14 protein-coding genes are annotated in these 16,459 nt (G+C 67.8%); 11 read left to right on the plus strand and 3 right to left on the minus strand.

The window, feature by feature from the left end:
* Positions 1-11 precede the first annotated feature (11 nt).
* Positions 12-503, minus strand: a complete 492-nt coding sequence (locus tag F0U60_RS35995) for an RrF2 family transcriptional regulator (RefSeq protein ID WP_395806577.1) — start codon at positions 501-503, stop codon at positions 12-14.
* 87 nt (positions 504-590) lie between these two features.
* Here F0U60_RS35995 and F0U60_RS36000 point away from each other — a divergent pair, with 87 nt between their 5' ends.
* A complete protein-coding gene (locus tag F0U60_RS36000; protein WP_395806578.1) occupies positions 591-1,430 on the plus strand; it encodes a PHP domain-containing protein in 840 nt (279 codons plus the stop codon).
* Positions 1,431-1,579: 149 nt separating this feature from the next.
* Complete coding sequence (locus F0U60_RS36005) at positions 1,580-2,941, plus strand: cytochrome P450 (protein ID WP_395806579.1); 1,362 nt, start codon at positions 1,580-1,582, stop codon at positions 2,939-2,941.
* A 15-nt stretch (positions 2,942-2,956) separates the two neighbouring features.
* On the opposite strand, the gene F0U60_RS36010 is transcribed toward F0U60_RS36005, so the two are convergent.
* Positions 2,957-4,549 carry a methyl-accepting chemotaxis protein gene (locus F0U60_RS36010; RefSeq protein WP_395806580.1) on the minus strand — a complete coding sequence of 531 codons (1,593 nt, stop codon included), beginning with the start codon at positions 4,547-4,549 and terminating at the stop codon, positions 2,957-2,959.
* A gap of 210 nt (positions 4,550-4,759) precedes the next feature.
* On the opposite strand from F0U60_RS36010, the gene F0U60_RS36015 reads away from it, so the two are divergent.
* From F0U60_RS36015 to F0U60_RS36055, 9 genes are all read left to right on the plus strand, one after another.
* Positions 4,760-5,131, plus strand: a complete 372-nt coding sequence (locus F0U60_RS36015; RefSeq protein ID WP_395806581.1) for an NADH-quinone oxidoreductase subunit A — start codon at positions 4,760-4,762, stop codon at positions 5,129-5,131.
* Between the two features lie 6 nt (positions 5,132-5,137).
* Positions 5,138-5,695 carry an NADH-quinone oxidoreductase subunit B gene (locus tag F0U60_RS36020; protein WP_395806582.1) on the plus strand — a complete coding sequence of 186 codons (558 nt, stop codon included), beginning with the start codon at positions 5,138-5,140 and terminating at the stop codon, positions 5,693-5,695.
* A gap of 140 nt (positions 5,696-5,835) precedes the next feature.
* Positions 5,836-7,179, plus strand: a complete 1,344-nt coding sequence (locus F0U60_RS36025; protein ID WP_395806583.1) for an adenylate/guanylate cyclase domain-containing protein — start codon at positions 5,836-5,838, stop codon at positions 7,177-7,179.
* Between the two features lie 87 nt (positions 7,180-7,266).
* Positions 7,267-7,779, plus strand: a complete 513-nt coding sequence (locus tag F0U60_RS36030) for an NADH-quinone oxidoreductase subunit C (protein ID WP_395825611.1) — start codon at positions 7,267-7,269, stop codon at positions 7,777-7,779.
* Between the two features lie 38 nt (positions 7,780-7,817).
* Complete coding sequence (gene nuoD / locus F0U60_RS36035) at positions 7,818-9,083, plus strand: NADH dehydrogenase (quinone) subunit D (RefSeq protein WP_395806584.1); 1,266 nt, start codon at positions 7,818-7,820, stop codon at positions 9,081-9,083.
* Positions 9,080-10,942 carry a 2Fe-2S iron-sulfur cluster-binding protein gene (locus tag F0U60_RS36040; protein ID WP_395806585.1) on the plus strand — a complete coding sequence of 621 codons (1,863 nt, stop codon included), beginning with the start codon at positions 9,080-9,082 and terminating at the stop codon, positions 10,940-10,942. The genes nuoD and F0U60_RS36040 overlap by 4 nt, the downstream gene beginning before the upstream one ends.
* A gap of 2 nt (positions 10,943-10,944) precedes the next feature.
* On the plus strand, positions 10,945-12,435 hold the full coding sequence (locus tag F0U60_RS36045) for an NADH-quinone oxidoreductase subunit H (RefSeq protein WP_395806586.1): 1,491 nt from the start codon (positions 10,945-10,947) through the stop codon (positions 12,433-12,435).
* A 21-nt stretch (positions 12,436-12,456) separates the two neighbouring features.
* The gene (locus tag F0U60_RS36050; protein WP_395806587.1) at positions 12,457-13,218 is read left to right on the plus strand and encodes a NuoI/complex I 23 kDa subunit family protein; all 762 of its coding nucleotides are present in this window, start codon (positions 12,457-12,459) and stop codon (positions 13,216-13,218) included.
* Positions 13,219-13,420: 202 nt separating this feature from the next.
* Positions 13,421-13,780 (plus strand): (2Fe-2S) ferredoxin domain-containing protein, encoded by a 360-nt coding sequence (locus tag F0U60_RS36055; RefSeq protein ID WP_395806588.1) that lies wholly within the window; start codon positions 13,421-13,423, stop codon positions 13,778-13,780.
* Positions 13,781-13,795: 15 nt separating this feature from the next.
* Here the strand turns inward: F0U60_RS36055 and F0U60_RS36060 are convergent, their stop codons facing one another.
* Entirely contained in the window at positions 13,796-16,366 is a 2,571-nt protein-coding gene (locus tag F0U60_RS36060) for a CHASE2 domain-containing protein (RefSeq protein ID WP_395806589.1), read from the minus strand.
* Positions 16,367-16,459 lie beyond the last annotated feature (93 nt).

Genomic DNA, 16,459 nt, shown 5'->3' on the forward strand with positions numbered 1-16,459 from the left:
CCCTTCTCCACTCACTCCACTCGCCGCGATTCCGCGGCCGGACGTGTGGGAGACTCGGGCGCCGGCTCGGGGACACGCAGGTCGCTCATCGCGAGCCGATCCAGCGTGGCGTGACGGTAGACCTCCAGCATCCGCTGCTGGCCGAGCTTCCACACGCCGTACATGGTGCAACTACCGGTGGCTTTGCAGGAGTCGTGGGAGCTGCCGTCCTGGCAGACATTGACCACCACTGGACCTTCGACGGCCTCGATGACGTCCAGGAAGGACACCTCCCGAGCGGGTCGGGCCAGCGCGTAGCCGCCATGGGCCCCTCGCGTGGAGCGGACCATGTTGCGCTCCACGAGCGTCTTGAGGATCTTCGCCAGGAAATCCTCCGGTACGTCCATGCGGCGGGCTATCTCCCGGAAGGGAACCGTGCGATCCATGGGCTGCGAGGCCAGGAAGATCATGGCCCGCATCCCGTATTCGATCTTCCGGGAAATCTGGAATGGGTGCTGCTGCATTGCCGCCGTCGCTGGTGAGTCTCAGGTTTATCCCACATCCTACGAAGCGTAAGCGGACCTTTCAACCCGAGCCCCTTGGAGTCAGTCGTGATTGATCTGCATTCCCACACCACAGCGAGTGATGGCCAACACTCGCCTGCCGAGTTGCTGGCCCTGGCGGCGAGCGCCGGCGTGAAGGTGCTGGCGGTGACGGACCACGACACGGTGGCGGGGCTGGGGGAAGCGGCGGAGGCAGCGCGGGCGCACGGACTCGAGCTGGTGCCGGGCATCGAGCTGTCGGCGTTCGTGCTGAAGCGAGAGGTGCACATCCTGGGGCACTTTGTGCGGCCAGACTTCCCGGAGCTGGCCAGCTACGCGGCGCGGCTGCGGGTGGAGCGCGAACAGCGGATGGAGCGGATGGTGGAAGGGCTGCGGAAGATGGGCTTCCCGGTGAGGATGGAGGAGGTGCGCACCATCGCAGGGAGCGCGCAGCTCGGGAGGCCGCACCTGGCGCGGTTGCTGGTGGAGCGGGGCTGGTGCCTGGACGTGAAGGATGCGTTCGACCGGTTCCTGGGCTCGGGCAAGTCGGCGTGGGTGGATCGCTTCAAGCTGGACGGGGCGGAGGCCATCCGGCTCATCCACCGCGCGGGAGGCACGGCCACGCTGGCGCACCCAGGCAGCTCGAAGGTGGAGCGCTACGAACTCCTGCAACTGGCGAAGGCGGGGCTGGATGGGATGGAGGCGCTGCACGCGGACCACAACCCGAGCGTGCAGGAGAAGTACCTGAAGTTCGCGAAGGAGTTCGATCTGGTGCCCACAGGCGGCAGCGACTTCCACGGCGAGCAGGTGACGCCGGGCAAGCGCCCCGGAGACTCCACGACGCCCCCGGAGAACTTCGCAAAGCTGCGCGCCCGAGCCACGAGTCAGGCGGCGCAACCTGCGAGCTGAATGTGAGGAAGTGCTCGTCATGAGCATTTAAAGACAGACAACCTGATGGAGGGGGGGGTCACTTTCACGACAAATCCCAGGCGGAACCGTCAAAACAGCTCATGCGTCATGGATTTGTAGCGGGTCGCTGCGAATTGTCTTCACCCTCCATGCAAGCCCTGACGAACCTGCTCTTCCAGTTGCCCCAGAAGGAAACCCACCGGGATGGAATCCCCATCCTCCCTGGAGGGCTTCCCCTGGTGGGACACGCGCCGTTCAATATTGGCTCTCCCCTCACCTTCCTGCGTAACGCCGCATCCAAGGTGGGCCCGCTGTTCTGGACAAAAAACATGGGCGGCTGGTCGCTCGTGTGCATGGGAGAGCCCGGCTTCGAGCTGCTCAAGAACCGGGTGACCAGCAGCGAGTTCATCCGCGAGCAGGCGCCGGATTTCATCGGCGACTCCCTCTTGTCGCGGGACGGGGTTCCCCATCGCAACCTGCGCTCGGCCATGAGCGGGGCCTTCACGCCTCGCGGTCTGACGTCCAGCGGTGCCGCCGCCATCTCGGCCGAGGTCATCGAGGCGAGCGTGGCCAGCCTCCCGCAACAGGGCCCCTTCTCCCTGCTCGCGGAGACCCAGAAGCTCGCGCTCGACATCATCTTCCGCATCATGGGCATCGACCGGAGTGAGCTGGATGCCTGGAACCGGAACTATCGAGACTTTGTGATGGGTGCCCTGCCCGTGAGGATCGACCTGCCCTTCTCGCCGGCCAGGCGCGCCAGTCGGGGCCGGCGATGGCTCGACGCACGCCTCGCCAGCCTGATCTCCGCGGCGCGAGGCAAACCGGACATGAAGGGGACGCTCGCGGCCCTGCTGGCGGCGCGTGACGAGGAAGGAAACGCGCTCGGGGATGCGGACCTCATCCAGAATCTGCGCCTGCTGGCGCTCGCGGGGCACGAGACGTCCGCGTCGGTGATGGCGTGGCTGGGCATCGTGCTCGCCCAGCGGCCCGACCTCTGGGAGAAGCTGCGGGACGAGTCGATGGCGGCGCCGGGTCTGCCCCGCTCGCCGGAGGAGCTCAAGCGCCACCCCTTCGCTGAGGCGCTCTTCCGCGAGGTGTTGCGGATGTACCCCCCCGTGGCGTTCACGGCGCGCGAGGCGACCGAGGATCTGGTGCTGCACGGCAGGCGGGTGCGCCGGGGCACGATGATCACCGTTCCCATCGGGGCCTACGGCTACGACCCGGCATTCTTCCCCGAGCCGGAGAACTTCGATCCCTCGCGCTGGATGGGGCGGCGAGTGCCACCGTCGGCCATCGAGACCGCGGCCTTCGGAGGTGGCCCCCACTTCTGTCTGGGCTACCACCTGGCCTGGGTGGAGGTAGTGCAGTTCGCCACGGCGTTCGCGCGCGAGCTGACACGTCGGGGAGTGCGGCCCCAGCTCGCGCCAGGAGCGGCTCCCCCGAAGCTGCGCCACCTGCCCTTCGGTCAGCCCCCGAAGAAGACGCGCCTCGAGCTGGTGCGGGCCGCCTGATCGAGGCCCCTCAGCTCAGCGGTCGCGCGCCACCTTGAACTTGCTGGTGAGCACGGTGAGGCTGTCGGCCACGTTCTGCAGATCCTGGGCGATGCGGGTGGTGCGACCCGTGGCGTCCACGCCCTGCTTCACCAGCTCGGCCACGTTGCGCGCGCCCTGCACAGCCTGCTCACTCGACTGACGCTGCTGCCGCGTGGCGATGGTGATCTGCCGCGCGGCCTCGCTCGTACCGCGCGCCAGCTCGACGATCCGCTGGAACACCGCCGAGGCCTGCTCGGCCACCTCCACGCCTCGGTCGCTCGTGGCCATGCCCACACGCGCCTTGGTGGCGGCCTCGTTCCCCGAGTCCTGCACCTTCTCCACGATGCGGGCGATGTCCCGCGCCGACGCGGACACGTTCTCCGCCAGCTTGCGCATCTCCGCCGCCACCAGCGAGAAGCCCCGGCCCACCTCGCCCGCCTTCGTGCCCTCCAGCGCCGCGTTCAGCGCCAGCAGGTCCGAGCGCTCCGCCACCTGGTTGATGACCTGGGCGATCTTCGATACCTGCTGCAGATCCTGGTTGAGGCCAACAATGGCGTCCGCCACGCCCTTGGACTCCATGCGGATGTCGTTGATGCCCGCGACCACCTGCGCCACCACCGCCATCGCTTCGGCCACCGCCTCGTGCGTGCGCCGCGCGCTGGACTCCACCACCTCGGTGGAGCTGGAGATCTGCTCTGCCGTTCGGCTCAGCTCCTCGAAGGTCGCGGCGATTTGCTGCGCGTACGCCGCCTGCTGGCTGATGACGTGCTCCTGGTCCGCGGATGCGCCCGTCAGCCCGCGCGAAGCGCTGGAGAGCTGATCCAACCGCGCCAGCAACTCCGAGATCGTGCCGCGCAATGTACCCAGCATCTCGTTGAAGGAGTGCGCCATCATCCGCACCTCGCCCGCCGAGGCCACATCCACCTCGCTGAGCGACACGTCTCCCTGCGCCACCTCGCGCGCGGCCTGGGACATGCGCGTCACTGGCTCGGCGATGACCCGCCCGATGAAGAAGGCGATGAACAGGCCCACCACCATGGCGCCCAGGTACACGAAGAGGGTCGGCCAACGCAGGGCATCCACCTCCACGTTCACTGCGCCACCATCCAGGCCCAGCACGTAGGAGTGACCCCCAGGGAGCCCGCAGCTCACCACCGGGTTGCCCTGCATCCGCGTCGCCGTGCAGCCCTTCCCCTCCTCAGAGCCCCGAAGCCCTCGAGGGATGACGCCCCGCTCCGTCAGAACCTTACCGTCGGGCGCCAGCACGGCCTGGAAGGACACGGAGCCGGTCTGCTCCACCCGCTCGAAGATGTGCGACAGGTGCTTCACCTCGCGCAGTCCTCCCTCGTGCGCGTCCACGGGCTGAGGACCCGGAAGCGCCGGAGGCACCGTGCCCCGCTGATCCAGCAGGGAGGAGATCTCATCCGAGGCGAGCAGCCCCACGGCCAACGCCCGCTCCTCGAGCCGCTTGAGCCCGAAGGACCGCTGCTGCTTCGGAAAGTAGAAACCGCTGAACAAGGCCACGGCGAGGCTGGGAACCAGCACCGCCAAGGCCACCTGCCAGCGCAAACTGAGCCGACCCCACATGCCCGGGCTCTCTCCTATCTGATCGGGAAGACGCGCCAGGCGACCCTAGGCGCCCTGTACGCGGAGCGTCAAACCCCCCGCACAGGGACGCTCGGCTCCTGGAGGAGGACGGCCAGGCGGGCCTCACCGCTTTCCGCTGGCATATCCGGGGGTTGGATCCCGGGTTTACCCATTGACACCGCTCCCGGGTGTCCCTAGGGTCCGCGCCGAATGAACACCAACCCTCTCGCCCCCTATCTGCCGCTGGCGATCGTGCTGCTGCTGGCGGGCGTGCTGGCGCTCGTCATCGTCCAGCTGGCCGCCATGCTGGGCCCCAGGCGCCCGAGCGCCATCAAGTCCACGGCCTTCGAGGCTGGCTCCGAGAGCAGTGGCCCGGCGCGCCAGCGCTTCGCGGTGAAGTTCTACGTGGTGGCCCTCCTCTTCATCGTGTTCGACGTTGAAGCGGTCTTCCTGTACCCCTGGGCGGTGAACTTCCAGGCGCTCGGCTGGTTCGGCTACGTGGAGATGCTCGTTTTCGCTGCAACCCTCGTGGTGGGCCTTATCTACATCTGGAAGAAGGGCGCCCTGGAGTGGGAGCACTGAGGAAACATGGCTGAGACTGATATCGCACCCGTACTGACCACTCGCCGCGACGAGGCCATGGGCTTCTTCGAGCGGATGGTCTCCAAGGGTCTGGGTTGGGCGCGCAAGTACTCGCTCTTCACCTACCCGTTCGCTACCGCGTGCTGCGGCATGGAGTTCATGTCCGTGTCGGCGGCTCGCCACGACATCGCCCGCTTCGGCGCCGAGTTCCCCCGGTTCTCTCCGCGTCAGGCGGACATGCTGATGGTGATTGGCACCATCAACCTGAAGCAGGCCCCCATCCTCAAGCGCGTGTACGAGCAGATGTGCGAGCCCAAGTGGGTCGTCGCCTTCGGCGTGTGCGCCTCGTCGGGTGGCTTCTACGACAACTACGCGGTGCTGCAGGGCATCGACCGCATCATCCCGGTGGACGTGTACATCCCCGGCTGCCCGCCGCGCCCCGAGCAGGTGCTCGACGGCCTCAAGCTGTTGCAGGACAAGATCGGCAACCAGGTGCACACGACGGGTCACCGTGGCTCGGCCCCGCACGACTTGATGGCCGGTCAGTACGTACTCAGCAAGTAAGCACCGGATACCGCTCAGGTGCCGGCCCAGGGCCCCGCGAGCCTCTTCGGAGGTGGCGGGGCCCTCGCTTTTCTACGGGGTGCACGCCCCCGAGGTACGTGCGAGGATGCGGCCTACCCCCGAATCACCGCCGAGGCCGAGTGGCCGAGTCCACACAGACACGCGCCCCCCTGACCGACTTCCTGCGGGAGCCGGTGGGGAGGGCACTCGAGGAGGAGCGCCGCCACAACACAGCGCGTCTGGCGCTGCTGCGCTTTCTCGGCGTGTCCGCCATCCTGGCCGTCACGGTGTACCTGGCCCGGGTGCAGAACCTGGCGGACTGGGAGGTCTACCTCGTTCCCTTTGGCGCCTACTGGCTGTGCACCGGAGTGACACTGGGAGTCGTGCTGCGCCAGCCCCAGGTGGCGAGTTGGGCCGGGTTGTCACTCGCGCTGGTGGACGTGCCCGCCATCTACTGGCTGCAACACCTCGCCATCCCCGTCTCGCCTTCACCCGGCGGCGTGGCGGGTTTCACGCTGGGCCTTTACGCCAGCCTCATCGTCCTCTCGGCGCTGTCGCTGCGCCGCCCGGTGACGTTCGCGGTGACGGCGGCGGCGGCCGTGGCCGAGGTGTGCCTGCAGGCCGAGGCCTCCATCGGCATGGGCGCGCGCGTGGTGGCGGTGGTGGTGCTGGTGCTGACAGCGGGGGCAGCGAGCTACCTCTTCCATCGCATCCGCGAACTCGTCTCCGCGGTGACGCGCGAGGAGCTCAAGCGCGCCCAGCTCGGCCGCTACTTCTCCCCCGCGGTGGCCGAGCGCCTGCAGGATCTCGCCTCACCCGTGTCCAGCCCCGAGGTACGCGAGGTGACCATCCTCTTCGCGGACCTGCGGGACTTCACCGCGCTCAGCGAGCGGCTGTCCCCCGAGGCCGTGGTGGCCATCCTCAACGAGTACTATGGCCGCATGGTGGAGGTGGTGTTCCGCCATGGGGGCACGCTCGACAAGTTCATCGGGGACGCACTCATGGTGTACTTCGGTGCGCCCCTCCCCGAGCCCCAGCACGCCCGGCGTGCCGTGGAGTGCGCCCTGGAGATGATGCGCGAGCTGGAGGCGGTGAACGCCGAGCGGGCCGCCCGGGGCGAGCCTGGCCTGCGCATGGGGGTAGGCCTACACACCGGCCGCGTGGTGCTCGGAAACATTGGCTCCGTCACCCGCCGCCTGGAGTACACCGCCATCGGGGATACGGTGAACCTGGCCAGCCGCATCGAGCAGCTCACCAAGCGACACGACACGCCCGTCCTCGTCTCTCGAGACACCCGGGAGCAGGCCGGTGACGGCTTCCTCTGGCAGGAGCTTCCCCCCACGCCCGTGGCCGGCAAGCGCGAGCCCGTCTCCACCTTTATCCCTCAGCCCACCCCTGCCCGCGTGGGCTCCGAAGAGGCGACCAGGAAACCCCGTTCTGGGGAACGTCGACTTCTGCCTCGCGTAAGTAGCGAGGATGGTTGAGGGATTACGTTGACGCCCCCCCGGGGTGATCCTTATAACGCCCCGGATTCCATAGCCAGCATTGGGGCCCCCTTGAGCACTTTCGCACTGGACAGGGTCACCGCCCAGTTTCCGGAGGCGGTGGCGGAGCGCTACCTCGACCGCACTGGCGGCGCCTGGGCCGTCATCCACGCCGAGCACCTGCCGAAGGTCGCCGCGTTCCTGAAGAACGAGCTCGACTTCAAGCTCTTCACCTCCATCGATGCGGTGGACCGCCTGCACCTCGCGGAGAACGATCCGCGCTTTGAGGTCGTCTACTTCATCTACTCGCTGTCGCGTCACGAGCACGTGCGCCTGAAGGTGCGCGTGAGCGAAGCCAAGCCGGAGCTCCCCTCCATCGTGCCCGTCTTCCGCGGCGCTGACTGGTGGGAGCGCTTCGTCTGGGACTTCTACGGCATCCGCTTCACGGGACACCCGGACCTGCGTCGCGTGTTGTTGTACGAAGAGTTCCAGGGCCACCCGCTCCGCAAGGACTACGCCCTGCGCGACCGTCAGCCACTCATCCCCGAGCGGCCCATCAAGGACATCTTCCGCGGCCCCGGTACCAGCGGCGTTTCCTGAACGCTCGCCCTCCCACCGGTCGCCCCCCCGAGGACATCATGGCGGACACCCACAAGCCGGCGTCACCCCCCAACCCCACAGCGCCCAACCCGGACATCGACGCTTACGCCCACGAGGAGGAGCTGGAAGCTCACCTCCAGACGAAGCGGATGTACATCAACATGGGCCCCTCGCACCCGGCCACCCACGGCACGGTGCGCCTGAAGGTGGAGCTCGAGGGCGAGAACATCGCCTCGATCGACTGTGAGATCGGCTTCCTCCACCGCGGCTTCCAGAAGAGCTGCGAGAACGTCACCTGGACCCAGTGCCTGCCCTACACGGACCGGTTGAACTACGTGTCCGCGATGATGAACAACTTCGGCTTCCTCAACGCCGTAGAAAAACTCATCGGCCTGGAGATCCCGGAGCGCGCCCAGTACATCCGCGTCATCGGCTCGGAGCTGCACCGCATCCATGATCACCTGACGTGCGTGGCCGCGACGGGCATGGAGCTTGGAGGCTTCGCGCCCTTCCTCTACGGCGTCGAGGCGCGCGAGCTCATCATGGACCGTGTGGCCGAGCTGACGGGCGCCCGGCTCACCACCAACTTCGGGCGCATCGGCGGCATGAACCGCGACCTGCCCGAGGGCTGGAGCGAGAAGGTCTTCAAGACGCTCGACAAGGTGATGGAGCTGGTTGACGAGATGGACGGGTTGCTCACGCGCAACCGCATCTTCGTGGACCGCACCAAGGAGACGGGCATCATCTCCGCCGAGGACGCCATCGACTACGGCTGGACGGGCCCGTGCCTGCGCGCCTGCGGCATCGACTACGACATCCGCAAGGTTCGGCCGTACTGGGTGTACGACCGCCTCGACTTCGATGTGCCGGTGGGCCAGCACGGCGACAACTACGATCGCTACCTGATGCGTATCGAGGAGATGCGGCAGTCCAATCGCATCATCCGCCAGGCGCTGAAGCAGATCCCCGGTGGCCCCATCATCGTGAATGACTGGCGCATCGCCCTGCCGCCCAAGCCTGAGGTGTACGGCACCATCGAAGGTGTCATCTCCCACTTCAAGCTGGTGATGGAGGGCATCCAGGTGCCCGCCGGCGAGGTCTACGACAGCACCGAGGCCGCCAACGGAGAGCTCGGCTGGTACATGGTGAGCGACGGAAGCGGCCGGCCGTACAAGGTCCACGTGCGCGCACCGGGCTACCCGATCCTGTCCGCCGTGCCCCACATCATCAAGGGCAAGTTGCTGGCGGACCTCATTCCCACCTTTGACACGATCAACATGATCGGCGGCGAGGTCGAGCAGTGAGCGACAACGACACCAAGAAGCCAACCGGAGACTCGCAGCCGCCCCCGAAGGGCGCGCCCTCCGAAACGCGTGAGGCTCCCGGCTCCACGCCGAAGCATCCGCCCGCAGGCGCGAAGCTCGACACCCCTCCGGCCGCGCACAGCGCCCCCACGGCGCCGCCCCCGCCTCCGGCCCCCAAGCCGGCCGGGCCGCCCCCGCCGAAGAACCCGGGCTTCGTCACCTGCACCATCGACGGCAAGGAAGTCGTGGTGAAGCCGGGGACGAACATGGTCGAGGCTGCCCGTTCGGTGGGCTCGGACATCCCCTACTTCTGCTACCACCCGCGCCTGAGCATCGCGGCCAACTGCCGCATGTGCATGGTGGAGGCGTCCAACGCCCCCAAGCTGGTGCCCGCCTGCCAGACGCCGCTGGCCGAGGGCCAGGTCATCAAGACCAACACGCCCAAGGTGAAGGAGCAGCAGCGCGCGGTGATGGAGTTCCTGCTGCTCAACCACCCGGTCGACTGCTCCATCTGCGACCAGGCCGGTGAGTGCAAGCTGCAGGACTACTACATGCGCTACGACTACCGCCCCTCGCGTCTGGAGGGCGGCAAGGTCATGAAGAACAAGCGCAAGGTCCTGGGGCCCCGCGTGGTGCTGGACCAGGAGCGCTGCATCATCTGCAGCCGCTGCGTGCGCTTCATGAACGAGATTCCGAAGGAGCCGCAGCTCGGCATCTTCGGCCGTGGCAGCCACGAGGTCATCGACACGTTCCCGGGCAGCGAGCTCAACAGCAACTACTCGCTCAATACCGTGGACATCTGCCCCGTGGGCGCGCTGCTCAGCCGGGACTTCCGCTTCCGCGCTCGCTCGTGGTTCCTGTCCGCCGCTCCGTCCGTGTGCACCGGCTGCTCGCGCGGCTGCAACACCTACGCGGACTTCATGGCGCAGGACACCTACCGCTACCGCCCCCGCGAGAACGAGGCCATCAACAAGAGCTGGATGTGCGATCAGGGCCGGCTCTCGTACAAGTACCTCAACCTCGGCCGCGTGCTGAGCGCGGTGGTGGGTCGCCAGCAGGGCGGCACGGCCCGTCCGGAGGTCGCGCGCAAGGAGGCCATCAAGGCCGCTGCCAAGGCGCTCGGCGAGGTGAAGGGCAAGGTGGCAGTGCTCGCCTCCCCGCTGGCCTCCAACGAGGATCTGCTCGCCACGCTCACCTTCGCCAAGGGAACGCTGGGCGCCAAGGAGATCTACGTGGGTGGCCGTCCGCAGGGTGACGCCGACCACTACCTCATGACGGCGGACAAGAACCCCAACCGCAAGGGTCTGGAGCTCATCGCCGCTGGACTGGGGCTGGCGCTCCGTCCGTTCGACGAGCTGGTGAAGGCCATCGACGGTGGCAAGGTGAGGGCGCTCTACGCCGTGGGCACCGAGGTGCCGGGCAATGTGGAGACCTTCGCCCAGGCCGCTGCGAAGCTGGACGTCTTCGTGGCGCAGGCGATGAACGAGTCGCCGCTGACCGCGCAGGCCACGGTGCTGCTGCCGGCCTCCACGCACGTGGAGTACGACGGCTCCTTCGTGCAGATGGACGGCATCGTCCAGCGCTTCCGCAAGGCGTACCCGTCCAAGGGCGACGCCGTGGCGCACTGGGCGCTGGCGGCGGAGCTCACCCGCGAGCTGGGTGGCACCGCGGCCTGGACGTCCTCGCGCGAGGCATTCCGCGAGCTGGGCAAGCAGGTGGCCGAGTTCGCTCAGTTCGACTGGGACAAGGCCGCTCCGCCTGACCGCGAGAAGCCTGGCATCAATCCCCTGCCGACCGCCGCCGACGGCCGGCCACCGGGGTACCGTGAGTTCGGCGCTCCCAGGGTCCGGGGTCTCTGACAATGAAGCGCACACTCACCATGTTGTTCTGGTTCGGCGTCATGTTTGCCCACTTCGTGGGCATCATGGCCGCAGCGTACCTGCTGGGCGGTCTCGTGGAAGATGTCTTCCCGGGCGCCAGCCGCCTGACGAACCTGGTCATCCTGATGGTTGCCGTGGTCATGGGCATCGCGTCCCTGCTCACGGTGGCCGAGCGCAAGTGGAGCTCGCTGATGCAGAACCGCATCGGCCCCAACCGCGCGCGCATCAACCTGCCGGGTCTCAAGGACAAGGCCCTGGTGGGCATCCCCCACTTCCTGGCCGACGGCATGAAGATGCTGTTCAAGGAGGACTTCATCCCGGCCACGGCCAACAAGCTGCTCTACAACCTGGGGCCCATGCTGGCCTTCGCGCCGGTGTTCGCCCTGTTCGCGGTGGTGCCCGCCGGCCCCACGGTGTCGGTGTTCGGCAAGACCGTGGACATGGTGGTGGCCACCCCGGACTTCGGCATCCTCTACGTGTTCGCCATCGCCTCGCTGGCGGTGTACGGCACGTCGCTGGCTGGCTGGTCCTCCAACAACAAGTTCGCGCTGCTCGGTGGCGTTCGCGCCGCCTCGCAGATGATCTCCTACGAGGTCGCCCTGGGCTTGTCGCTGGTGGGCCTGATGATGGCCTTCTCCACGGTGCAGCTGCCTACCTTCGTGGGCAACGTGGCCAACGAGTTGGGCACGGGCGTCGCCGCCAGCGGCCAGGCCCGCTACCTCTGGTCCGCCAACTTCGGTGGCTTCGACATCGGCATCCCCGCGTGGGGCTTCCTGCTGCAGCCGCTGGGCTTCTTCCTGTTCTTCGCTGCGGCCTTCGCGGAGACCAAGCGCGCCCCCTTCGACACGCCCGAGGGTGAGTCGGAGATCATCGGCTACTTCGTCGAGTACTCGGGCATGAAGTTCGGCCTGTTCATGATCTCCGAGTTCGTGGAGATCGTGGTCCTGTCGGGCCTGGTCGTGGTGCTCTTCTTCGGCGGCTACCACCTGCCCTTCGGTGGCGAGTGGCTGTCCAACCTGCCGGTGATGCGTGAGCACGGGTGGCTGTACGGCACCATCCTGGGCACCGTGTTCTGGGCCAAGGTGATGTTCTTCGTGTGGCTGCAGCTGGCCATCCGCTGGACGTTCCTGCGCTTCCGCTACGATCAGATCCAGACGCTGGGCTGGAAGATCCTCCTGCCGCTGGGCCTCATCAACGTGTTCGCGACTGGCGCTCTGGTGCTGTGGGATCCGTCGCTGCGGGCGCTGGCCATCTTCGGCATCCTGCAGATCGGCATCCTGGTTGCCCTCACGATGTCGCGGAAGGAGGCGGGCACCGAGGGTCACGGCCACGGAGGCGCGCACGGCGGCCATGGTCATGATGCCCACGGCCATGACGCGCATGGTCACGGACTGCCCGCTCACGGCCATGCGGCCCATGCGGCCCCCCATCCTGCTGGTGCGCACTCCGGTGCCGCCACGGCCTCGCACTAGACGAGCTGAGAGAAAGAGATCATGGCTTACAACGCGACCAAGGATCCCCGCACCGACATCCGCGAGCGCTCCTACCTGCCGGAGCTGATCCGCGGTCTGGCCATCACCACCCGGCACTTCCTGCGCAACCTCTTCGGGGAGCGGGACACCAAGACCCCGTTCGAGGACCGCAAGAGCACCAGCCTGGTGACCACCGTGCAGTACCCGGAGGAGAAGATCCCCTACCCCGACGGGTACCGGGGTCTTCACCGCCTGGTTCCGCGCGAGGACGGCAAGCCGCGCTGCGTGGCCTGCTACATGTGCGCCACCATCTGCCCGGCCCAGTGCATCTACATCGAGGCCGGGGAGTACGAGGTGGACGCGGCGGAGGGCAGCTCGCGCGTCATCGAGAAGTTCCCGACCCAGTTCGTCATCGATGAGCTGCGCTGCATCGTGTGCGGCCTGTGCGTGGACGCGTGCCCCAAGGACGCCATCCGCATGGACACGTACACGCACACTCCGGCGGAGTACAACCGGCAGGGCTTCGTCTACGACATCCCCAAGCTGCTCAAGGGGCCTGCCGTCTCCCACCCGTCCGATCCGTGGAACAAGCGCCCGGGCTCGGCGCAGCCGGCCCACGTGCACAAGGAGGCCCACACCCGCATCGGCGAGGGCCACGAGTCGCACCACGGCGGGGAGCTCGCTGCGGGCCACGGCCACGCCCACGGCGACCACGCCGCTCCGGGCAGCCGCACCGTTGTCTCCCACGAGGGCCCGGTACCCGTGACGAAGTTCCTCAAGTAGGACGTCCGGCGTCACCCGTCGGCTCCCGGCCCGCCCTCCCCCGCTTCGTGCGGTGGAACGGCGGGCCGGTTCCGTTTCAGGGCCCCCTGCACGTGCAGCCGCGTTGCAGCCCTACAACCTCGTTCCGGGCATGCGAGGAGACGGGTGCTCCTCGGGCGTGCAACCCTTTCCAGCGCCTCGCAAACTCCGTAGGGTGGACCCCATGAAGCGTTACCGCCTCTCCGTGTGCAAGGGCTCCAGCTGCAAGGCCGGCGGCTCCGATGCCGTGGCCACGGCCGCCCGTGAGGAGCTGTCCACCCGGAAGCTCCAGGTGCGCTGCGAGCTGTACCGCGGAGGTTGCTACGGCTTCTGTCACATGGGGCCGAACGTCGTCATCCGCGAGGAGACGGGGCGCAAGCGAGATCCCCTCTCCCCCGAGGACTACCAGCTCATGGGCTGGGAGGGCGAGGCGTACTACTCGCACATGACGCCGGAGAAGATGCGGCGCGTGGTGGCCGAGCACATCGAGCAGGACAAGCCCGTCATCGAACTCTTCGGCCACCCGGACGAGGCGGACGAGTAGCCCGCCCGGCCTTCACTACCCCTCGAGCGCGAACACGCCGTCCCAGTCCTCTGGCGGCGCCGCTGAGGCGTACTTGCGGCAGCGCTCGGCGTACACCCCGGCCACCGCGTCCTGGAAGGCCTCCACGCCCCGCGTGAACAGCGCCAGTGCCTCATCGAAGCGCCGCTGGTGGTACGCCGTAAGCGCCTGCTCGTAGAGCGCGAGCTGCTCCTGCATGGGGGGTGAAATCTCTCCCTTGCGACCCACCAGCTCGTGCATGCGCAGGGGCTCCGCCCGGCCCTTGAGCCGCACCCGGTCCACCTCGCGGAAGACGTAGGAGTCCTGAGCCAGCCGGGCCGTGTTGTCCCCCACCAGCACGAAGGTGCCGTAGCCGCGGTTGAGACTCTCCATGAACATGGAGAGCTTCACCGGCTCGCCCATGACGGAGTACTTGGACTCGAAGTCGCTGCCCATGCCACCTACCAGCACCTCGCTGGTGTCGATGCCGATGCGGCACTGCAGGTGGTGGCCATAGGTCTTGTCCCAGTACGCCTGGCGCTCCTCCAGCACCACGCGCACCTTCAGCGCGGCCTCACAGGCCCGGTGCGCGTGTTTGTCCGTGCGCACCGGCGCGCCCCAGAAGGCCATCACAGCGTCGCCAATGTACTTGTCCACCTGACCGTGTGTGGCGCGCACCACGTCCGTCATCTCCGTCAGGTAGTCGTTGAGCAGCTGGATGAGCCGTTCGGGCGGGAGCTGCCCGGACAGACGCGAGAAGCCGTCGAGGTCACAGAAGAAGACCGTCACCTCACGGCGCTCCGGCCGCGTCAGCAGACGCAAGTCCCGCGTGACGAGCCGAGCCACCTCAGGGTGGACGTAGCGGCCAAGCACGTCGGTGATGAAGTGGCGCAACTGCCGCTCGGTGCGCGAGGCCTGGACGATGGTGAAGATGAAGGTGAGGCCCATGGCCAGCAGCGGACCCACCATCGCCACCCACAGCAGCCGATTGATGAACAGGTACCAGGCCACTCCCGCGTAGAGCAGGCCCACCGCGCCCATGGCGGCCAGGTACACCAACACGTCGCCGAAGGAGCGCAGGCCCCGGTTGAAGGTGAGCGCCACGAAGGCGCCGATGAATGCCATCCCCAGCGTCAGGAAGAGATCCGTCCGCGGCGTGGCACGGGTGAGGCCCTCGGACTGCAGCAGGTTCACCAACGACTGCGCGAGCACCGCGCCCGCAGGCGTGCGCTCACCGATGGGCGTGCGCTGGAAGTTCATCGCCTGGCGCGACGTGTTGGTGAAGACGATGAGGCGGCCCTCAATGTCGTGCACCGACCGCGGCGGCACGCCCTCGCGCACGGCGAAGAGGTTGAGCAACACGTTCCACGCGGGGATGGCTCGCGACACCGAGCCCCGAGAGCCCCGCCCCACCTCCGCTGCGTCCCAGCGCACCAGGCTGTAGCCGGACTCGTCCATGGGGATGGAGAAGCGGTCCCCCACGTACAGCCGCCCGTCCGCGTAGCGCAGCTGACGCGTGTTCGCCTGACGCATCGCCGCCGCCAGGGGCATCGAGGGGAGCACGTGCCGGTTGCCCTCGCGCGAGCGGTAGCTCACCAGGTGCGGCACGGCGCGCACCACCCCGTCTGGATCCGCCGGCACGGTGACTGCGCCGTAGAGGCTCGCCGAGCCCAGCAGCGGCGCCACCGGGTGCTCCAACTGCCGCACCTCCTCCAATTGCGCCGCGTCCAGTCCCTCCACCTCCACCTCGGCCAGGGACACGAAGAGTTCGAGCGGGCCCACACGGTACGTGTCGTCCGTGACACGCCGCTCCTGCACCTTCGGCGGCTCGCGCACCCCCTGAACCAGCGCGACCTTCTGGCCCTCCTGCTCGCTGGCCACGCCTGCCCATACCTCCACGGCGTTGCCCGCGGGGATGAGGAAGGCCGGTTTCTGGTCAGCCAGCACCGACTGCACCCGACTCCGGGCCTCGGCCGCGCTGGCATAGCTGCCCAGCCGCACGCGGAACGGCCACAACCGGCTGCCCGCCGGAATCCCCCGGTCCAAAGACCACGAGAACGCCAACACCGACTTCTCCGGGTAGCGGTCCAGCAGCTTGCGGAAGGCTCGATCGTCGTCCAGCCCCTCCAAGTCAGGCGTGCCCTGCGCGAGGCAGGCACGCGGGCTGAGCTCGGTGAAGGGGAAGTCGAGCATCACCAACTCCGCGCCCTCGTCAACGAGCCGGTTGGACAGGCCTCCGAGGATTTCCCGGGGCCACGGGTTGGAGGCAATGCCAGGGTGCGCGTCCTGACGGGCCTCGGCGAGCGTCTCATCATCGAGCGCCACCACCACCACGCGATCTGATCGCGACGAGCGGGCCCCCAAGGAGCGCACGCGCCAGTCGTAGGTGTCACGCTCCCAGGACTGCACCCAGGCCGACGGGCGGGCAAGCAGCGCGATAGGCGTGGCCTCTCCGGAGAGCTGCGCACGCGGAACGCGGTAGTAGACGAGCAGCCCGAGGATGGCGCCGAAGAGCGTGGCCTGCAGGAGCGAGTAGCCGAGCCGCTGCAGGAAGCGGAGACCGGCCGAGTAGATGGGAAGGCTTCGCACGGGAGCGGCCACCATAGCGCGTTCGGCCCCCGGCCCCAGCCCTCACAACACCCTGGTATGCTCGTCCGCCGGGTCGTCCATCCGGAAAGAAGC

Source organism: Archangium minus (genome assembly GCF_044360475.1).
Taxonomy (GTDB): Bacteria; Myxococcota; Myxococcia; order Myxococcales; family Myxococcaceae; genus Archangium; species Archangium minus.

Coding starts and splice junctions, on each gene's coding strand:
- F0U60_RS35995 (WP_395806577.1), bottom strand. CDS start 503: ATGCAGCAGCACCCATTCCAGATTTCCCGGAAGATCGAATACGGGATG.
- F0U60_RS36005 (WP_395806579.1), top strand. CDS start 1,580: ATGCAAGCCCTGACGAACCTGCTCTTCCAGTTGCCCCAGAAGGAAACC.
- F0U60_RS36010 (WP_395806580.1), bottom strand. CDS start 4,549: ATGTGGGGTCGGCTCAGTTTGCGCTGGCAGGTGGCCTTGGCGGTGCTG.
- F0U60_RS36015 (WP_395806581.1), top strand. CDS start 4,760: ATGAACACCAACCCTCTCGCCCCCTATCTGCCGCTGGCGATCGTGCTG.
- F0U60_RS36020 (WP_395806582.1), top strand. CDS start 5,138: ATGGCTGAGACTGATATCGCACCCGTACTGACCACTCGCCGCGACGAG.
- nuoD (WP_395806584.1), top strand. CDS start 7,818: ATGGCGGACACCCACAAGCCGGCGTCACCCCCCAACCCCACAGCGCCC.
- F0U60_RS36045 (WP_395806586.1), top strand. CDS start 10,945: ATGAAGCGCACACTCACCATGTTGTTCTGGTTCGGCGTCATGTTTGCC.
- F0U60_RS36050 (WP_395806587.1), top strand. CDS start 12,457: ATGGCTTACAACGCGACCAAGGATCCCCGCACCGACATCCGCGAGCGC.
- F0U60_RS36055 (WP_395806588.1), top strand. CDS start 13,421: ATGAAGCGTTACCGCCTCTCCGTGTGCAAGGGCTCCAGCTGCAAGGCC.